This is a genomic window from Trichocoleus sp. FACHB-40, assembly GCF_014695915.1.
Lineage (GTDB): Bacteria > Cyanobacteriota > Cyanobacteriia > Cyanobacteriales > FACHB-T130 > Funiculus > Funiculus sociatus.
In genome coordinates this window covers 1-18,138 of record NZ_JACJPF010000075.1, presented here as the reverse complement: position 1 = coordinate 18,138, position 18,138 = coordinate 1, and the positions used below count along the sequence as shown (strand labels likewise).

Genomic DNA, 18,138 nt, shown 5'->3' with positions numbered 1-18,138 from the left:
GCGCGGCAGGGCTTCTACCGGGGCAATGACTTTCCCAGGCTATTATTTTCCTCCGGAACATTACCAGATTTTAGTAATTGTTCCACAACGCTGTTGAGGGTTTTGGCGCGGGTGAAGTTTTCCATGCGCGATCGCACGTTGCTGGCTAAGGGTTCCGGTAAGCTTTTTTGCAAAGCACCCAGAATTTCCACCCGTTTAATCGAGTCGATACCGAGTTCCGCTTCCATATCAGCGTTTAGCCCTAACATTTCTGTTGGATAGCCAGTGCGATCGCTGACTAACTGCAACAATTTTTCTGTCAAAGCAGTTCGAGCTGGAAGCTGTTGGTTATTAGTTGTTGGTTGTTGGCTGTTGGTTGTTAATTGACTATTTAGTAGTTCAACAACACTGTTGAGGGTTTTGGCGCGGGTGAAATTTTCCATGCGCGATCGCACGTTGCTGGCTAAGGGTTCCGATAAGCTTTTTTGCAAAGCACCCAAAATTTCCACCCGTTTAATCGAGTCGATACCGAGTTCGGCTTCCATGTCAGCATTTAGCCCTAACATTTCTGTTGGATAGCCAGTGCGATCGCTGACCAACTGCAACAATTTTTCTGTCAAAGCAGTTCGATCTGGAAGCTGTTGGTTATTAGTTCTTGGTTGTTGGCTGTTGGTTGTTAGTTGACTATTTAGTAGTTCAACAACGCTGTTGAGGGTTTTGGCGCGGGTGAAATTTTCCATGCGCGATCGCATCAAGCTGCTGAAAGGTTCTGGCAAGCTTTTTTGCAAAGCACCCAAAATTTCCACCCTTTTAATCGAGTCAATACCGAGTTCAGCTTCCATGTCAGCGTTTAACCCTAACATTTCTGTTGGGTAGCCAGTGCGATCGCTAACTAACTGCAACAATTTTTCCGTCAAAGCGGCGCGATCTGGAAGCTGTGCGTTGTTTGTTGTGGTTTGGACGACTGAGGGCTGACGAGTGACAACTGGCAATTGAATGTCAGGTTGTGGTGTCGGTACGACAGGAGCGATCGCTGTACCATTGGTATTTTGGATTAACACTTCAGGCGTTTTTGCACCATTGTTGCTACCATTTCCCGCAGGCTGGCTGAAGTTGGTAACGATCCGGGGAGTAGGCGCGATCGCCTTCTTTGATGGTATTTGTTGCGGCTGTTGGGGCGATTGATAATTCACCCCTCCGAGAAACTGCTTCATCACCTGTTCCTGTAACCCCAGGAATTGCCGCATGGTTTCTTGATAAGCTTGGTAAGCTGCTAGGGCAGTCTCGCCAGTAAGAGCTGAGGCGCTGGGTGATGGTGCGGGTTGTTGTTCTGGGTAAGGGGTCATTGTCAATTTGGGAGCAACTCCTGGTGATAGTGGTGAGGGCTGAGGACTGTTAGCGCTGCACGAAGTGGGGACGGGATTAGTAGTGGGTTTCTTGTTTTCTTCTTCCTGATGCTGTCCAACAAACTTCACTGCTGACTTTGTAGAACTTCCAGAAGTTCCCACCACTGGTAAGGCTGTTTCTTGTTCTGGTTGTTTTGCATTTAGCGCTTTGCTTTGGGCAGCGCTGTCCTGATTTATCAGCGGTGTTTTACCCATGTGACCGACCGCGTCCTTGATAGGTCTGGAACTAGCACCAGTTAACAGCCAAGTTGTGGGCGAAATATCTGGTTTTTTCGTCAAAGCTGGCAAGGATAAATCTAGCTGACGCACGTTCCGCCCTTCAAATAGAGTTGGTAACTGGATCTTGATGCCCTGCGTACATAGTGTACCCAGAGCGATCAGAAAACCTCGCATTCCCCCGCCTTGTCCGTCCAAGGAGACAACTGTATGGTCTTTTCCTTCCAGAATTTGCCCAACTAATTTAGTCAGGATGCTCTTGGGGCCAACTTCCACAAAAATTCGAGCGCCAGCGGCATACATGGCGTTAATTTGGCTGACAAACTCGACGCTGTGGATCAGGTGTTTGGATAACTGAGTGGAAATTGCCTCTGAATCGGCATCATAGGGACGAGCGGTGGAGTTAGCATAAACAGGAATCGTAGGCGATCGCAATGTCACTTTGTCGATAGCTTCAATTAGTGGGTTAAGGGCAGAAGCTACTAAGGGAGAGTGGAAAGCGCCCTTGACTGGCAGCATCCGCGCCATTATTCCTTCGGCGTTCAGCTGGTCTACAATTTGAGCGATCGCGTCTTTGTCACCAGAAATTACTGTTTGCAAAGGAGCGTTATGATTGGCAATTACCACCCCTTCAACACTGGCTAACCGCGCCTGCAATTCTGGGCGTTGCATCTGCACTGCTGCCATTGCGCCATTGGCACCTTTACAAGCAGCTGCCATGATTTTGCCTCTGGTTTGGGAAAGGTGCAGAAAGTCTTGGCGAGAAAAAACTCCCGCCGCGTAAAGGGCAGTATATTCTCCATAACTGTGACCGCAAACCATATCTGGCTTTAAACCCAGATTTGCCGCCAAGTCGATAAATCCGGTTTCCACAGCACCAATTGCAGGTTGCGCGATCTGCGTATCAGTCAGCTGTTTTTGGTTGAGTGCTTCTTGTTCTTCAGAATAGGCACTGGGTGGATAGATAAATTGACTCAACAATTTGGGGAAACACTGCTGTAACTCGCGGTCGGCAAATTCCAATGCTTCTCGCATTTCCTGGCGATACAGCGCCACGGAACGAGCCATATCTGGATATTGCGATCCTTGTCCGGGGAAGAGGAAGGCAATTTTTTGTCCGTTGTTATTGCCAGACGAGAGTTGAATGTGTGGTGGTAGGGGTTGCTGTGTATCTTGATTAATGACTAATTCCAAAGCTGCTTGCAACTGTTGCAGGCTTTCGGCAACAATGCTTAGACAAACATTCTGTGAGCTTGTTTGGGCTTTGAGAGAGTAGCTGTAAGCTAAGTCTCTTAGGCGAGGGGTGGCACCAGCACGTAAAGCTTCTAACAAAGTGCCGATCTCTTTTGTTAAGGCTTCCGAGTTGGCAGCTTTGAAAACAAACAGTTCGCAAGGCCAAGTATCAGCACCAAGTGTGCGATCGCGCAAGTTACCTCGATATTCTTCCAGCACTACATGGAAATTAGTCCCGCCAAAGCCGAATGCACTGACACCAGCGCGGCGGGGATAATTCGGGTGCGTCAGCCAAGGCTTTGCTTCTTTGAGCAAGTACACTGGGCTTTGCGGATCGGCAAGAGTATCTAGGGGATTTTCTACGCCTAAGTGGGGTGGCAAAACTGCGTTGTGCAAAGCTAATGTTGCTTTGGCAAGTCCCGCTACACCAGCAGAACTCTTAGTGTGACCGATTACAGTTTTCACCGAACCGATGACGCAGGACTTGGCCGGTGTATTGGCTGCTTTTAAGGTTTCGGTAACTGTCTCGGCTTCTGCTCTATCTCCGGCAACAGTCCCGGTGCCGTGAGCTTCGTATAATCCTAGTGTGTTGGGTGAGAAACCAGCTTGGCTGTAGGCACGGTCTAAGGCTCGCATTTGTCCTGCTGGACGGGGTGCGGTCAATCCCAAGGCTTTGCCATCGCTAGAACCCGCAACAGATTTAATTACAGCATAGATGCGATCGCCATCTCGTTCGGCATCGGCTAGACGTTTCAGTACCAGAATCACAATCCCTTCGCTGATCACAATCCCGTCGGCTGCTTTGTCAAAGGCACGGGGTTGCTGTTGTGGGGACAGAGCCTGAGTTTTGCTAAATGTCAAGTAGGCAAAGGGGCTTTGTCCGGTGTCTACTCCGCCGGCAATTACCACATTGCTCCGACCGCTTTCTAATTCTCGAACGGCTAGGTGAATTGCTGCTAGGGAAGAAGCACAAGCAGCATCAACGGCGAAGTTTACCCCACCAAAATCAAAGCGGTTAGCGGCGCGACCGGCGGCAACATTTAAGAGGATGCCTGGGAATGATTCTTCTGTCCACTCTGGTAAACGATCCAAAGTTTGCTCTGAGGGTTCGTCTACATAGAGAGAAAGATGCGATCGCGTGGCATATTGATGCGCCAAATCCCCCGCACCTGTTGCTGCGCCAAAAATAACCGAAGTATTCTCCCGGTCAAAGTCTCCCGACTCATACCCCGCATCTGCTAATGCCCGTCGCACTCCCTCTAGCGCCAGCAGTTGAATTGGGTCGATCGATTTCACCGACTTGGGCGGAATTCCATACCGTACCGGATCGAATTGCACATCATCGATAAAACCACCCCATTTGGAATAGATTTTGTCTCGTGCGGTACGGTCTGGATTGTAATAAAGTCGCCAGTCCCAACGGTGCGCTGGAATTTCTGTAATGGCGCTTACTTTATGCAGAATATTTTCCCAGAAGGTATCTGGATATTCAGCCTTCGGTAGCAGTGTGCTAAGACCGACAATTGCTACATCTGAGGGAGACGGTTCATTTTTTACGGTTGATGGTTCATTACTATGAACTAACAACTCCGAACTCTTTTGTGAAACATCCTGATGTAACTCCTCTAAGGTGCAAACCGAGTTACGCAGAGTGGCAACTTGACCAATCATGTACATTCCATCAGTCAGTTGTTTTTGGGTTTCCACAGGAACAATACCTTGCTCATCCCGCACCAAACCTTTAGAAGCAACGCGCAAGCGTCCCAGCGTCAAATCTTCTAAAACATTCTTAATTTCTTCAGGGGAATGACCCGCCGCCAACATTTCCCGTCGAGTTGCGTAAAATTCTTGAGCAAAGGGAGTAATTGCACAGCGGCTGGCGTGACCTGGCCCGGTTTCCAAATTGATAGTATGAGTGCAAGTTAGGGCTGTGCGCTGGAATCCGTCCACAATTGCACCGCACTTGACAGCTTCTTCGGTGAATAAATAAGCTGTTCCCATCAGCACGCCAATCTTCATCCCGCGTTCTACCAAAGGCGTAGCGATCGCGCTGATTGTGGCAGCAGAACGAGCATCGTGAATTCCCCCAGCAAAGAAAACGTGGATTTCGCTTTCTGCACCCGCCGGAACGTCTTTTAAAAGTGTCTCAATGGCGCTTTCCCAAAGCATAAAGCTGCTCAAGGGGCCAACGTGTCCGCCGCATTCCCGTCCTTCAAAGACAAACCGCCGCGCCCCTTGTTCGAGGAACATTTGCAGCAATCCCGGTGTCGGAACGTGAAGGTAGGTGGCGATTCCTTCGGCTTCTAAGTCAGCCGCCTGATCTGGACGACCGCCGGCAATTAAGGCAAATGGCGGCTTAATAGCTTTGACGACTTGCAGTTGTTCTTCTCGTAGCGCTTGGGGGACGAAGCCGAGAATGCCGACTCCCCAAGCGCTAGAGCCGATTTTTTGCTTCGTTTCCTGCAATAATTCTTCTACCTGCTTGCCACGCATTAACGCCAACGCCAGCATCGGCAAAGCGCCCGCTTTATTCACTGCGATCGCAAATTCTGCCTTGTCGCTGACTCTGGTCATCGGCCCCTGCATAATCGGATAGCGGGTGCCATGAGAAGCGGCTAAGGGTGAATTTGGTGCTAGTGGCTGTAGTTCTTCAGCCTTTTTCACATTAGCGAGGCTTTGGTTGAGAATGGCTTGGATTAGTTTGCCTGTCGTCTTGTAGCGAAACCGAAAATGAGCGGCTAATCCTACAGCCTGTCCCATAGGCCATGCTAAAGTTCCAGGCGAATCCCAACCGATTAAGGATGTAGCCGCCTGTTGCCAACTGGAGATTGAGGGGTTGCTTCCTTCTCCCCAGTCCCCAGTCCCCAGTTCCTGAATTTCTATTTTTTCTGCCAGTTGTTGCAAAGCGGGAATTGCCTGGAAACCGGGACGAGACAAAACGCGACAACTGCGGTTGAGGCGATCGCCAATTGCGATCGCTTCTTGTCCGTTCAGGTTGTTGAGGTAACGTTGCCATGCACCGGGAAGGGGCGATTCTGGCATCAGCCACAATTGATCGTCAAGTACCACACCTGCTGCACCAGCCGCCAAGACTCCTGCTGCTGTATGAATCCCAATTCCACCTTGCACGTAGATTGGAAGAATTTGTTTGTTGTCAGTAGTTCCAATGTCTACTAACTCCTGACTACTGACATTTAAGAGTTTTTGCGTCAGGATAAATGCCGGGTCTTCACCTACCCAACCGCCGCTTTCCTGTCCCTTCGCCACTAACCCAAAGATTTCTGCACTCTGGTAATTGATACCTTGTGCCTGTTCAACATCTGTGACTTCCAGCAATAGGCGGCGCGATTCACACTGGGGCAAACACGCGATAACTTCCGCTAAGGATTGCGCTTCCCATCCAGCTAAAATTATCCAATGGGAGCGATGCAGCAGCCGTTGCAGCAATTTTTGGCTATCAGCAACTTGGTCAACCCTTAACCTTAACCCTATCTGACTGCTAGGATTGACTAGCTCTAAAAGCTTATCCAGATTCCTCGTCGCTTGTTCGGAATCCCGACAAAATTCTAAATCCAGCACACCCACACCGCCTGCTCTAGAGGTTGCGATCGCCAGACCAGGATGTTCTAATCCAATAGGGCTTAGGGAAAAACAGGTGAAGGTATTCATGAGTCTTGCCTTATTATCACGACAGGGATGAGTCAAGTAAAGGAAAAATAAAATAACCAGATGAGTTTGGCAATAACAAAGTTTCTGATTTTATATCTTTTTTATAGTTAACATTTTGTAAATTGCTTCGTGGCTTTTTTGTTAACTATAAAATATATTGAATAATTTCAGCCTATTTCTATTTAGGCTTCACTTTCATCCGTGATTTCACTGAATATTTTTTGCTAATGAATTAATGTAATAAATCTACTCATCATAGCTAAAACTGCTTTTCAAAATACATACAACTCCAGGCTACATTCTTTAATAATATTTGGCTACTCATCAAATCTCTGTGCCTCCTTTACAAGAGTTTTGCTAATGGGCTTGGCATCCTTGCAAACCCTGAATTATATTTCTGTACAGCGTTTGTAGTGCCTACAATGCGATCGCCAAATTTTCCAGAAATTAGCTAGAAAAAATCTCTAACTTGGTGCTTGTCGAGGTAGGGTATAAGCTAAAATTATTTATCTGCAAGATGTTGAGATTCTCCAGCTTTTTGCCATCTATTGATCTATCGTAAGTAGTTTCCACAAAAACATATAGCTCTTAGATAGTTGGACGCAAACCCTCGACAAAAGGCACTTCAAAACATTTGTGGTGCATTACAGGCCCATGCCCAAAATAACCATCTTCTCCAAACAACTCTCCATGATCTGCTGTCAGGATAATGTGAGTATTCTCAGGACACTTGCGATACAGTTCTCCCAAAAGCCCATCTATATATTCAACACAGGATATTTGCTGTTTGTGTAAACGCTGCATTTCCTCCTGTTCAAAAAACTTGCTTTCTCCAGGTTCATTCTTAGCAAGCGCGAATTGATCCATGTTCTTAAACACCCCATGAACTCCAGATATACGCGGCATATCATCGCCTTTAAGCATATATGGATAGTGGGTTTCCCCCAGGTTCAGAAAGTAAAAACAAGGTTCTGAACCTGAAAAATCAATTTGATGCACCATTGTGGCAAAGTCGTTATGATTCGACATCAAAACATAGTCATCAAAAAATTGACTTATGCTCGTAAATTGATTCAGCACAGGCATAGAAACTCGTGCAATAGTTTTATATCCAAAGTCTTTTAAAACTTTAGGTAAAGACAATTGAGGGACAAAAGTTTTGAATGACAAGTCAGGAATCCCTAGCCGATCTACCCATTTCAAAAATTCCTGCTTATAGACTTCCGAGGCAAACACACCGCGAGGGCTAGTATGGGGAATCATCCCCATGAGCATTGTGTAGTGGGAAGGGGATGTCCAAGAAGCATAGCTATAGCGAGGCTCCGCCAAACCTAACCGATCCATATTCGGTGTTGATGCTGCCTCATAGCTGTCATATCGGCAACTGTCCATGATAATGTATACAAGATGGTTTGGCATAAGGATAAACCTCAATCTAAGAGACTTTATTTAGCAAGTTATTTGCCTATTGGCAACTCTGAATACTGTAGTGAAATTACACACGAATTCATTGCCATTATGTAATTCAAGGCAGAATAAGTGAGTATACCTGATACAAGGTAAAACTGTTGTAAATTCAGGATAGATGCAAAATTTTATAATGGCATTGCAGATCCGGTGATGTAAGCACAACAGCATAGGAGTCTTCTCAATCCCACAGGGGAGAGAAAGACCTTTGACATCTTTAGGGTAACGCAGGAAATCCGATTGCTTTGTAAAATAGGCTCCTGCTTGTTGAACCCTGTAGGGTTGGGGAAGAATCAATCTTACCCAAACTGGCTCAAAAATCCCAGCGGTTCTGTAGTTGTAGTAGTGTCAATCGTCAAGTTGAGCAATTTCAGTTAACCTCTAGGTGATTTAACTTATTTTAATAGATGCACATCTGGTACAATTCACTCTTCTATTATGCAACGCGGCTAACGGGCTCTAAAGGAGATAGGAAAATTTTCTTATTGTTGAAGAAATCTCCGGTTCACTTCTTGTGGATGCCTGATTTGGTAGTTGCAGCTGCACTATTAATTCGTACTGGGAAGGCGATCGCATTCAGTTAAAGCACCAAACGGATAGGGTTGCCAATTGACGCTGCTGTAGCGTCCGACACTGCAAGTTATGCCTCGCGTCTTCCTTGCGGCAGGGATGCTTTCCAATGTACCTGAACTAATATCAAAAATAGGTTCCCCGCAGCTAGACAACCAGAAAAGCCCTATGAGCGATCGCAGTAATTCCGCAAATAATACAGATAGTGCTGCCAACGATATAGCTCAAGCTGAAGCTCCCAAAACCAAAAAGGCAGCAGCTTCGGCGGCGGCACAAATTGCCGATGTCATGTCACCGGAAACAATCGTAGTCGATGAGCCACCACCGAAACCGAATTATCCCCAATATCGGGTTAAATCGGGAGAGCGAATTAGTTTAGCAGATATCGATCCCAACGCCTCAGAACACTATACAAAAAAGCAACACGTCGAAGAGGAACTTGAGCATCTGCGCGATCGCCTGGGAGATTTACAAGAACGCTTGTATGCTGAAAACCAGCGCAGTCTGCTGATTGTACTGCAAGCGATGGACACTGGCGGTAAGGATGGCACGATTAAACACGTCTTTCAAGGCATTAACCCCCAAGGCTGCCGAGTTTGGTCGTTTAAAAAGCCCAGTGATGAGGAAGCCAGTCACGATTTCTTGTGGCGTTATCACCAGCGATCGCCTCAACGCGGCATGATTACGATATTCAACCGTTCACATTACGAAGATGTGCTAGTTGTGCGAGTCAAGCAGTTGGTTCCGGAGGATGTTTGGCGAAAGCGCTATCACGCGATTAATGACTTTGAGCAAATGCTCACTTTTAACAACATTGGGGTAATTAAGTTTTTTCTCCATATTTCCAAAGATGAGCAAAAACGGCGGTTGCAGAGTCGGTTGGATAACCCGGATAAGCACTGGAAATTTTCTAGTAATGACATCAAAGAGCGCCTATTTTGGGACGATTACCAAATGGCGTTTGAGGAAGCAATTAACAATTGCTCTACTGCCTATGCCCCGTGGTACGTTGTACCTGCAAATAATAAGTGGTATCGCAACTTGGTAATTGCCCGAACAATTGTGGACACGTTGGAAGCAATGAATCCCCAATATCCAGGGGCGGAAAGTGGTTTGGAAAATATTGTGATTCCAAATTGAAACCTAAAGAACTTGTGTTTTATTGCGCCGCAAGGATTTAGCAAACACAAGCTGACAATTGCCTTTTCAGGTCTAAAGTAGCATTAATAAAGGCGCTTCCCTTGACGTTATTGCTACTTTAAGATTGCCAAACGCTAAACTTGTCAACTCAGGTTCCCGACTTAGTTCCATATCTGCCACTTTTTTAAGCTCAAAATATGGAAGTAACTGATAATGACCGCACTGCCATTCGCTTTGTGATTTCTCACCAACTAGAAGCGTTTCAAAAAGATGATGCTGTTGGCGCTTTCTCTTTTGCCAGCCGAGAAATCAAAGCTCAATTCGGCACTCCCGAAAACTTTATGAGTATGGTAAAAGCTGCCTACGATCCGGTGTATCGTCCTCGTTCGGTGATGTTTCAAAAAATCGCCTATATTGAAGGATTCCCTTCTGCACAGGTGCTGCTACTCGACCGGGAAGGGAGGCTGATAAAGGCAATTTATCTGATGCAAAGGCAGCCTAACGGCAATTGGAAAATTGCTGGGTGTCATTTGGTGCCAATATAGGGACATGGCATTGCCATGTCTCTACAGATGTATCGCGCCCAAGCCTTGAATTGCGTAGGATACGGCTACAGTTAACAGCTTTTTTTAGCTGTTCATAGATGCCTCGATAAGCATCTATTGAAAATTAGTTTTGCACAAATATTTTAAAAGGTTGATGATTTCTGGAATGTATTACGACTAATTGTATTAGCCAGTAAACTACGTCAGAAATCATCAACCTTTAGTTGCGGGCAAGGTGAGTATTCTCCACCAAGGGCGTTGGGAAAGGAAATTGGTTATTGGGTGGCAATTTTACTGGGAGAATAGGGTACTCACCTTGGAAGTGCGAGCGCACATTGCTCATCTTAGCGCCGCCGAAATATTAGCAGCTAAGCCAAGCTGATTAAGCTGCTCTCCGGGTAAGCAAGTTCCACAGAAATACTGCAATAAGTGCGCCGATAATAGACGCAATGATTCCGCCTATACTAAAAGGCGCAGTTCCTAGTGCTAAAGTCCCTGTCGTTAACCAAAGCCCTAAAGTACCACCAATGAAAGATCCAATAATTCCCAACAGGATTGTTCCTAGAATCCCACCGCCCTGATGACCAGGATAGATGGCTTTAGCGATAGCACCAGCAATCAGTCCTAAAATAATCCAAGCAATAATATTCATATTCCTGTTTCCTTTAATGTCTTTCTTTCCGAGTTAACTACAGAATATCAGTTTAGAAGGGAGCATCCCATCTGCCAGACGATATAAGTTGATATACCTCAAAGGAATAGCTAACAGGGTTTTTTCTATAAGCCTTTAGATGAATTGCTGGCCAATTGTGTAGGGCAATATATGTTGTTTGAAATTAATTAAAATTAACACTTTGCTCTTATGAAAACATAGTCTAGTGTCCAAGCTTTAGAATCATCGAGATCATTAAGAAGAACTATTAATGTAACCTTGAGGCTGATGCTGGATTGGCAGGTATTATGATACCCTTCAGACCAGTAAATTTGGAGACAAGCAGTGAGAGCATTGATAAGGCTGGGGATTGCGCTTTTACTGACGCTATTTGGACTGGTTAGTTACTGTAGTTCTACTTCCCAAAACCCGATAACTGGGGAAAACCAGCGCGTACAGCTGACACCAAAGGAGGAGGTAATATTAGGACTGCAAGCGCGATCGCGTATGGCTGCTCAACATGGCGGGTTGTACCCAGATCAGGCGCTACAGCAGTATATTGACCAGGTAGGAGCTACGGTGGTGCAGCGGTCAGAGGCAAGGAATGCCCCCTATCCCTTTGAATTCCATCTATTGCGCGACCCACAAACTGTCAATGCTTTCGCGCTACCGGGAGGACAGATTTTCATCACTGCTGGTTTGCTGCGTCGTCTCTCATCGGAAGCTCAATTGGCATCTGTGCTGGGACACGAGGTAGGACACGTCATAGGAAGACACGGTGCGGAACGTTTGGCAAAGCAGCAACTCGGTCAAGCTCTGGTGAGTGCGGTGGGGGTAGCCGCAAGCGACGACCAAGGCGGGGGTCGGCAAGCAGCAGTGCTTGCCCAAGCTGTTAACCAGATGGTCAGTCTGCGGTACGGGCGTGAGGATGAGTTAGAAAGCGATCGCCTGGGTTTCCAATTTATGACTGAAGCTGGCTATAACCCTAAAGGTATTGTAGAAGTAATGCAGATACTTGCTAATGCCAGACCGGGTGGACAATCGCCGGAGTTTTTCAGCACTCACCCCAACCCCGGCAACCGCATTGAACGCTTACAAAATTTAATTTCTCAAACTTATCCTAATGGCGTTCCGCCGCAGTTGGAGACTGGACGCGAAGATTTTGCTCAGGTTGTGCGTCCGCGTTTGCAGCCAGCTAACTAGAGAAAAGACAAAAAAATAAAAACGCCTGCTCGTCAGGCTTCCTTTGTGTAGCATCGACCGCAACAGAACAGGGTTAAGGAATCTTTACCATAATGATTCGTTCGCGTGCGATGCCATACTAATTAATGATGCTTAACGTATTTAAACAATTCGAGAGCGGGAGTAATGGTCGTGTTCAAGAAACTGCGAGGTGGCTTTCTGTTAGGAATTGGCTATATGCTCTCTCCCCTCTCGTGGTGGAACGACTTGTTCTTTAATCTGCCGATTGCTCTACTATTTGGCTATCTCGTCAGTTGGATGAACCCAGACTGGTTTTTGCCGTTTACGATTGTTGGCTATTGGCTCTCCAATGTATTAGGGATTGTGATGATGCAGATGGGAGCGATGGATATGTTTGTAGCAAAAGAGCAGCAAAACCCAAAACGGGATTTGTTGATTGGGTTGGGTGGCTCAACGCTTTACACTCTGGTAGTTGCAGCTCTTGCTTACTTTCATCTGCTGGAATTGCCTAGTTTTCTGACACCCTGATTTTGAATTTTCAAAAATTAGTTTTGCTTAGCCACTTACAAAAATGCAAGGCAGCGATCGCTCACAGTTTCTATAAGAAAAAATTATTATAGCTACAAGTTATTCAAACCCTTGCAGTTGCTCCATTTCCGGAATTGGGCTTCAAAATAAATACATGGAAAGCGATCAGTTTTCCTAAGCCTAATTTTGAAAAAAGCACATAAGAATATGGGTTTAGTTGATTGTTTACTAATGACGCTGGTTTCAAGTGGGATTTGCATCACCTTGCCTTTCGTAGCGGCAAAGATAGGAGCGAACAAAACTGCCTCAAGCATTCAGGTTGAAAGCGATTCGTCTCAAGGCGATAGTTTCGCTTCACGCATGACAGCATAGACATGATTATCTTTTTGACTTGACGCAAAGAAACGCAAAATAAAACTAATATCTCTGCGTACCTTTGCGTTTTAAATTTTTAGCCTCGATCTTTAAGAAATAACATTGCGAATATAACCCCACTTACCGCCGCTGAAAAACGGTTCGCCATTATTCCTGTCCACTTTCCACTCTCCACCAATATTAAACAGCGCCAGCCCTTGTGAAAAAGGCTTAGCATCATCAAATTCTGTGGGAATTACCAGTTTCCCAGTTTTGTCAATATAGCCCCATTTCCCAGAAATCTTTACCGCCGCGAGTCCTTCAGAAAAGGATTCAGCCTCCTCAAATCGTGGTGGTATTATCACCAGACCAGTTTTATTAATATATTCCCATTTTCCAGCTATTTTTGCTGCCGCTAGGCCTTCGGAAAAAGACTTAGCATCATCAAATTGCGGCGGTAATATAAACCTTCCGGTCATATCAATATAGCCGTATTTGCCGCCAACACTTATCAATGCTAACCCCTCAGAAAAGCTATCAGCGCTATCAAATTGCAAAGGGATGACAGTATTCCACAGTTTATTAATGTAGCCCCACTTGTTATTAATTTTAACTGCTGCCAGCCCTTGTGAAAAAGATTCAGCATCATCAACTTGCAGCAGAATTAAGAGTTTCCCTGTATTGTCAATATAGCCATATCTGTTGCCAACTTTTACTAATCCTAGCCCTTCTTTTAAAGGTTCAGCGCGGTCAAATTGTAATCGGCTGACAAGTTTACCTGTTTTGTCAATATAACCCCACTTGTAGCCGATTTTTGCAGGCGCTAACCCGTTATTATAAGAATCAGCCCAATCAAATTGGGGCTGATTTACGGTTGTTCCTGTACTATCTATATAGCTGTATTTGCCGCTAGTTCTCCGCTCAGTAAAGCCAAGCTTTTTTAAGTCTGAGGGCTTAAATGGTGCAGGTTGAGCGTAGGGGCCTGAACGCAAGGCTTTAGCTAAAGCGTCATTGTCTTCTCGCAGACCTTCGTAGAAGAACAACACCTCGCCTGGAATACCACGAGAACGATTGTAAGCGATCGCTTGTAAAAGGTAATCGGGACTGATGCGATACGACCCCACCTTTAACAGGATACCAGGCATCAAAAAAGGCAGTTGCCAAGTTGTAAATTGCTGGGCGACGATACTATCAATTAGCTGTTTGTAGCTCAAGAAGTCGCGGCGATAAAGTTGCGGGTGTAGCATATCGATCAGCCCCCGGTCAAGCCAAGCTATAGCATCTTGCAGATATTCTTGAAGCGCCCAACCGGGGAGACTGGGTGCCATCGAAATTATCAAGCCTGGTTTAACATTAATGAGTTCCTGATACAGACGAGTTAAGAAATCAGTGAGAATATCTGCACGCCACTGAAGCCATTGCGGATCTCTGGAGTTTTGCGGCGGGTTTTGATTAAACTGCCGAAAGTAGCGATCGCTTGTTCCCCGGTCATAACCACCTTCGCTAGGAAGTGCAGGAAGTCGGTCATCGCCTTGGATACCATCAATATCATAATTTTTAGCAACTTCTAGTAACAGGTTCAGCAGGAAATCTTGCACCTCAGAATCGAACGCATTCATCCACTCAAAACTGTTTTTTTTCAGAATATTGCCGTTGAAGTCGCGACCAGCCCAATGAGGTTTTTTTGCGAGGATGTGGCCCCCATTTTGATTGTAAGAAGAGGCGAATCCATATTCAAACCAAGGGATAACCCCAATTCCTACCCGACGCGCTTCGATAATAATTTCGGCTAAGGGGTCGCGTCCAACAAATCGCGAGTCGATTTCTACACCAAAATTTTCCCGCATAACTCTACTGGGATAGAAAGTATAAGCATTGTTCCAAACAACAGGAAATATGACATTAAATCCGGTTTGCGCGAGAAAATCCATCGCCTCGGCAATGTTTTGCCGGGAATTCAAAACTTTGCTATCTGTGCTGGTAATCCAAACGCCACGAGTTTCCATTACTCTCTCTTTGCCTTATATTGTCTGACCAGTGCCACTCCATCCGAGAAAGCATCAGCCTCATCAAATTGTGGCGCGATTACGAGTTTACCTGTTTTGTCAATATAGCCCCATTTTTCCCCGATTTTGACTCGTGCCATCCCTTCGGAAAAGGCATCAGCTTCTTCAAATTGCGCCCCAATCACAATAAATTCCATTCCCGGAATGTACTGCAACGGCACACCAGAGATTTTTAAGGCACGACAAATCAATGCTGCTACCTCGCCTCTGGTGGCGTTTTGATTGGGGTTGAAGCGCCTAACATTAGGATAATTAACCACAAGATATCTTTCGGTTGCGGATGCGATCGCATTTATCGCATAACTAGGAATTTCTAACCCATCATCAAAATACTTTTTTATTGTCTCACTAGGTGTTTTCGTAGGGGTATACTTCAATCCCGACACCATAGCAACAAAAGTTTGCACTCGCGGAATTTGTTGGTTTGGTTTAAAAGTTCGATCCGGATAACCAGACAAAAAACCCGCCCGATATACAGCTTGAATCGCTTGATTTGCCCAATGATTTGATGGCACATCGACAAAGGTAATAGCATTACGTATTGGTGCGGCGTTGGGAAATGCTTTCCGCAGCAGTGCCGCAAATTCCGCTCTCGTCACTGGTGCATTAGGGCGAAAACTTCCATCCGGGTACCCACTAATTAAATTGCGCTGGGAGAGCTGCTTAATGCAATCTTGCGCCCAATGATTTTGAATATCAGAAAATATTGGATTATTCAACTTTAATAACTCCCAATTTTTTACATATATTCTCGTTCCCAGTATCAACCTGGAAACCCATCTTAATTGAGGGTGAGGCTCAGTAATAAACATTCACAGGCTCAGCCTGGGAACCAGAAAAAGCCTGCTCTTCTGAGGCTTCGCTGGTTCGCCTTGGAGTTTACTCTTTCTGTTTGGTGTATTTTGTCTCTAATTAAGCATCAAAATCCTCTTGATCGACTATTTTGATTTTACTGACGGCGGTAGTTGCTTTGTCCCGCGCTTCTTGAATATTTCTCCCTTTTGCCAAAGTTACGCCCATTCTGCGCCCCGGACGTGAATTAGGCTTGCCAAATAACCTCACGTCTACATCTGGTTCTGATAAGGCATCTTGCACTCCCACAAAAGCTATGGAATTTGAATTTCTGTTTGCTAATATTACTGCACTTGCTGAAGCTCCTAGCTGTTCAATTTTTGGAATTGGCAAGTCTAAAACAGCTCTCAAATGTAGTTCAAACTCATTTAGGTTCTGCGAAATTAATGTCACCATTCCAGTATCGTGAGGACGTGGAGAAAGCTCAGAAAAAATTACTGAATCTTTGGTGATAAAGAACTCAACCCCGAAGATACCTGCGCCTCCCAAAGCATCAGTAATTTTTTGCGCGATCGCTTGCGCTTCCTGAAGTAATTCTTCAGAAACAACTGCTGGTTGCCAAGACTCTCGATAATCTCCCCTTTCTTGGAGATGCCCAATGGGTGGACAAAAAATTGTCGGCGCATTCCACTGTTTAATTGTTAGCAAGGTAATTTCTAACTCAAAGGGAATAAACTCCTCGACAATAAGTTTTTGACTGTCCCCTCTGGAACCTTCAATTGCATATTTCCACGCGGTCTGAATCTTCTCTGGAGACTCAACAACCGACTGACCTTTTCCAGATGATGACATGACTGGTTTCACTACATTAGGAAACCCAATTTTTTCCGAAATCTCAATCAGTTCTTCCAGGGTTGTTGCATAACCATATTTAGCCGTTCTGATTCCCAACTTTTGATGCGCGAGTTCCCTGATTCTGTCTCGATTCATCGTGTAATGGGTAGCAGTTGCAGTGGGAATAACTATCATACCTCGCTGCTCAAATTCAATCAGTTTTTCGGTTCTGATGGCTTCAATTTCAGGAATAATAAAATTAGGTTGGTGTTTCTGCACGATGCTTTCCAGTTGGTCTGGACTCAGCATGGAAATCACTTCTGACTCATCAGCTACTTGCATGGCTGGAGCATTATGATATCGATCCACAGCAATCACATAGTTACCCAGACGTTGAGCAGCAATAGTAAATTCTTTACCAAGTTCTCCTGAACCAAGCAGCATTAGTTTTTGAGGAAGTTTCAGAGATTTTTTCATTGATTACTTTATTTGGCTTCGTCAACTCATTGTAAAACTAAATAGAGCAATTTTTATCTTCTACGGTTGCTTTTAGAACTAAAAATTATAAAGTGAGTGTAGGTGGAGTTGCCTTAAATGCGCCAGGAGCAGTTCATTAATTTTTACGAACCCAATCAAATTGCTACTATTTTATGATTAATTTATAGTAATACCAGGCGTTTCTCATAATTTATGGCTAAGCTAGTAATCAGTAGAGGTGGAGTGGCAATAAATATTTTAATAAATGAGTTTGATAAATGCCTATCAAAAGGGAATTAGCTACATAAGGGAACGCATTGATCCGTTTTCACTTCGGTTTCGTCTCACAGTAGGTATCTCGGCTGTTTCAATTTTTGGAGTGAGTAGCGTTGCTGTTTGGACGACTTGGAAAATGCAGCAGATTCTTATCAATGCTCCCAAACAGAATATTCAGCATATTGCCGAACACTTTGAGCGAGATGTTGAATTGTACAGTGAAATGATGTCTGTACAAACTGGGATGCAAAAAGCAATTGATAACCGCACAACTGCCAATTTACTGATATGGGTGAGCAATCCGAATGGTAGAATTGTTGCTCAGTCTCAATCTTTATTTACTCCACATTGGCAGGCAAACAGCACTTCTGAGATACTACTGTCCCTTTCAAGGATGCCGATTAAACCCCAAATTTATAAAATAAACAAACACTACTTTGTAATTTGTGGTAAGCCTTTAATTGTGAAAAGCGCCATAGTGGGCAACTTTTACGTAGTACAGGACATTACTAGCGAACAAACTATGTTTGTTGCAGTGGTTCGCAGCATGAGGATTTCTTATATTTTAGCAGTTCTTATAGTGACGGTGGCAATTGCTATTTATGTGAAGCGATCGCTGGGAGCATCCCGGTTTTGTAAAACTACTATCAAGAGAGGATAATAGGTAGAGCGTCAACAGAAGTGTGAACTGCATTCGTAGGAGGAGCGGCTATGACCCCTGAACAAAAGGA

General features: G+C 45.1%; 11 protein-coding genes. 5 read left to right on the top strand and 6 right to left on the bottom strand.

Annotation, left to right across the window (positions count from 1 at the left end):
• Positions 1-14: 14 nt before the first annotated feature.
• Together H6F63_RS17940 and H6F63_RS17935 are read right to left on the bottom strand one after the other, a co-directional pair.
• Entirely contained in the window at positions 15-6,503 is a 6,489-nt protein-coding gene (locus H6F63_RS17940; protein WP_190638893.1) for a type I polyketide synthase, read from the bottom strand.
• Between the two features lie 588 nt (positions 6,504-7,091).
• Positions 7,092-7,922 (bottom strand): sulfatase-like hydrolase/transferase, encoded by an 831-nt coding sequence (locus tag H6F63_RS17935; protein ID WP_190441566.1) that lies wholly within the window; start codon positions 7,920-7,922, stop codon positions 7,092-7,094.
• A 786-nt stretch (positions 7,923-8,708) separates the two neighbouring features.
• Here H6F63_RS17935 and H6F63_RS17930 point away from each other — a divergent pair.
• Both H6F63_RS17930 and H6F63_RS17925 read left to right on the top strand, forming a co-directional pair.
• Positions 8,709-9,680, top strand: coding sequence for a polyphosphate kinase 2 family protein (locus H6F63_RS17930; RefSeq protein ID WP_190638901.1), 972 nt, complete (start codon positions 8,709-8,711; stop codon positions 9,678-9,680).
• 197 nt (positions 9,681-9,877) lie between these two features.
• Positions 9,878-10,225: a DUF4864 domain-containing protein gene (locus tag H6F63_RS17925; RefSeq protein ID WP_190638892.1), complete on the top strand. Its 348-nt coding sequence runs from the start codon at positions 9,878-9,880 to the stop codon at positions 10,223-10,225.
• Positions 10,226-10,607: 382 nt separating this feature from the next.
• On the opposite strand, the gene H6F63_RS17920 is transcribed toward H6F63_RS17925, so the two are convergent.
• A complete protein-coding gene (locus H6F63_RS17920; RefSeq protein ID WP_190638891.1) occupies positions 10,608-10,877 on the bottom strand; it encodes a GlsB/YeaQ/YmgE family stress response membrane protein in 270 nt (89 codons plus the stop codon).
• A gap of 345 nt (positions 10,878-11,222) precedes the next feature.
• Here H6F63_RS17920 and H6F63_RS17915 point away from each other — a divergent pair, with 345 nt between their 5' ends.
• On the top strand, positions 11,223-12,080 hold the full coding sequence (locus tag H6F63_RS17915; RefSeq protein ID WP_347276807.1) for a M48 family metallopeptidase: 858 nt from the start codon (positions 11,223-11,225) through the stop codon (positions 12,078-12,080).
• A gap of 165 nt (positions 12,081-12,245) precedes the next feature.
• Complete coding sequence (locus H6F63_RS17910; protein ID WP_190638890.1) at positions 12,246-12,608, top strand: hypothetical protein; 363 nt, start codon at positions 12,246-12,248, stop codon at positions 12,606-12,608.
• Positions 12,609-13,072: 464 nt separating this feature from the next.
• On the opposite strand, the gene H6F63_RS17905 is transcribed toward H6F63_RS17910, so the two are convergent.
• The 3 genes from H6F63_RS17905 to purT all read right to left on the bottom strand — a co-directional run bounded on the left by H6F63_RS17905 (position 13,073) and on the right by purT (position 17,131).
• Positions 13,073-14,968, bottom strand: coding sequence for a WG repeat-containing protein (locus H6F63_RS17905; protein WP_190638889.1), 1,896 nt, complete (start codon positions 14,966-14,968; stop codon positions 13,073-13,075).
• The gene (locus tag H6F63_RS17900; RefSeq protein WP_199298119.1) at positions 14,968-15,747 is read right to left on the bottom strand and encodes an S-layer homology domain-containing protein; all 780 of its coding nucleotides are present in this window, start codon (positions 15,745-15,747) and stop codon (positions 14,968-14,970) included. Before H6F63_RS17900 ends, H6F63_RS17905 begins: the two co-directional genes overlap by 1 nt.
• A 193-nt stretch (positions 15,748-15,940) precedes the next feature.
• On the bottom strand, positions 15,941-17,131 hold the full coding sequence (gene purT, locus H6F63_RS17895) for a formate-dependent phosphoribosylglycinamide formyltransferase (protein WP_190638887.1): 1,191 nt from the start codon (positions 17,129-17,131) through the stop codon (positions 15,941-15,943).
• Positions 17,132-17,396: 265 nt separating this feature from the next.
• Between purT and H6F63_RS17890 the strand changes: the two genes are divergently transcribed.
• Positions 17,397-18,068, top strand: a complete 672-nt coding sequence (locus H6F63_RS17890; RefSeq protein ID WP_190638886.1) for a hypothetical protein — start codon at positions 17,397-17,399, stop codon at positions 18,066-18,068.
• Positions 18,069-18,138 lie beyond the last annotated feature (70 nt).

Bases quoted from the DNA above. Each gene is read 5' to 3' on its own strand.
- H6F63_RS17925 (WP_190638892.1), top strand. From the start codon at position 9,878: ATGGAAGTAACTGATAATGACCGCACTGCCATTCGCTTTGTGATTTCT.
- H6F63_RS17920 (WP_190638891.1), bottom strand. From the start codon at position 10,877: ATGAATATTATTGCTTGGATTATTTTAGGACTGATTGCTGGTGCTATC.
- H6F63_RS17905 (WP_190638889.1), bottom strand. From the start codon at position 14,968: ATGGAAACTCGTGGCGTTTGGATTACCAGCACAGATAGCAAAGTTTTG.
- purT (WP_190638887.1), bottom strand. From the start codon at position 17,131: ATGAAAAAATCTCTGAAACTTCCTCAAAAACTAATGCTGCTTGGTTCA.
- H6F63_RS17940 (WP_190638893.1), bottom strand. From the start codon at position 6,503: ATGAATACCTTCACCTGTTTTTCCCTAAGCCCTATTGGATTAGAACAT.
- H6F63_RS17930 (WP_190638901.1), top strand. From the start codon at position 8,709: ATGAGCGATCGCAGTAATTCCGCAAATAATACAGATAGTGCTGCCAAC.
- H6F63_RS17910 (WP_190638890.1), top strand. From the start codon at position 12,246: ATGGTCGTGTTCAAGAAACTGCGAGGTGGCTTTCTGTTAGGAATTGGC.
- H6F63_RS17890 (WP_190638886.1), top strand. From the start codon at position 17,397: ATGAGTTTGATAAATGCCTATCAAAAGGGAATTAGCTACATAAGGGAA.
- H6F63_RS17935 (WP_190441566.1), bottom strand. From the start codon at position 7,922: ATGCCAAACCATCTTGTATACATTATCATGGACAGTTGCCGATATGAC.